A 1,261-nucleotide genomic window follows, 5' to 3' on the forward strand; every position below is an offset into this window, starting at 1 on the left:
GTTGCCACGATACGAGCTTGATTAAGACGGAGATGATGGATGGACCGTTGAATCTGATCTGTTCTTCGTTATTGGCATCTCGAACCTAGTTCACATTACCGCGACGTTTTTCCTTATAGCGTGAAAGAAAATCCCATAACCAAAGGTTCTAATTAATCGAGAGGGAAGGACTTTTATTTGAAGATTCCGACCTAATATCTTGATTATGCCCAGCCAATTTAAGGTGGGGATTTTTAAGCATTGCTGCTGGTAGCGATTTGAACCAGCCTACAGGTGCATTCAAACACGATAAGGAATAACAATGGCTAACGAATACACACCACCAAGAGTTTGGACTAACGACAGTGAAAATGGCGGCCAATGGGCGAGCATTAATCGTCCCGATTCTGGCGCACGTCACGAGCAAGAGTTGCCAGTTGGAGAGCACCCATTCCAGCTTTACTCAATGGGGACTCCTAATGGTCAGAAAGTGACGATCATGTTTGAGGAGCTTTTGGCGGCAGGCGTAAAGGAAGCCGAATACGACGCGTATTTGATCAAGATTGGCGATGGTGACCAATTTGGTTCTGGCTTTGTAGCTGTAAACCCAAACTCTAAAATTCCGGCGCTGGTTGATCGCTCAGGTGATGAACCTATCAACGTGTTTGAATCGGGTAACATTCTTTTCTACTTGGCAGAAAAGTTTGGTCACTTCTTACCAACAGAAGGCGCGAAGCGTGCCGGGGTAATGAACTGGCTATTTTGGCTGGAAGGTTCTGCACCATACCTAGGAGGCGGTTTTGGTCACTTCTACGCGTACGCGCCTGAGAAATTCGAGTACCCAATCAACCGCTTTACGATGGAAGTTAAGCGTCAACTGGATGTACTGGACAAACGTCTGGCAAACAACGCCTTTTTAGGTGGTGATGAGTACAGCATTGCCGATATCGCAACTTGGCCTTGGTACGGTAACTTGGTGCTGGGTCGCGCATACGATGCAGCCGAGTTTTTAGATGTGGAGAGCTACAAAAACGTTGTGCGTTGGGCGAAAGCGATTGATGAGCGAGAAGGTGTTAAACGTGGTCGTATTGTTAACCGCTCTTGGGGGGAAGATTGGGAGCAACTAGCTGAGCGCCACAGTGCTACAGACATTGATAATGTTTTGAAGCTGAAACCTTAAACGAAAAGATGTTAAGCGCACCATTAAAGGTGCGCTTTTTTGTTCCTCAATATTCTCTACTAAGACCTAAATATCATTAATAGATAGGTCGTATGTTTATTG

The 1,261-nt window shown here is 45.8% G+C and carries 1 protein-coding gene and 1 pseudogene; both read left to right on the forward strand.

The genetic code is table 11. The annotated features are described in order from the left end of the window. Positions 1-89: pseudogene (locus tag R7127_RS26415) on the forward strand (TetR/AcrR family transcriptional regulator); the annotation flags it as partial. A gap of 212 nt (positions 90-301) precedes the next feature. Beyond that, complete coding sequence (yghU, locus tag R7127_RS26420; RefSeq protein WP_318148707.1) at positions 302-1,159, forward strand: glutathione-dependent disulfide-bond oxidoreductase; 858 nt, start codon at positions 302-304, stop codon at positions 1,157-1,159. Positions 1,160-1,261 lie beyond the last annotated feature (102 nt).

This window comes from Vibrio sp. 1159, from assembly GCF_033340395.1.
Taxonomy (GTDB): Bacteria; Pseudomonadota; Gammaproteobacteria; order Enterobacterales; family Vibrionaceae; genus Vibrio; species Vibrio alginolyticus.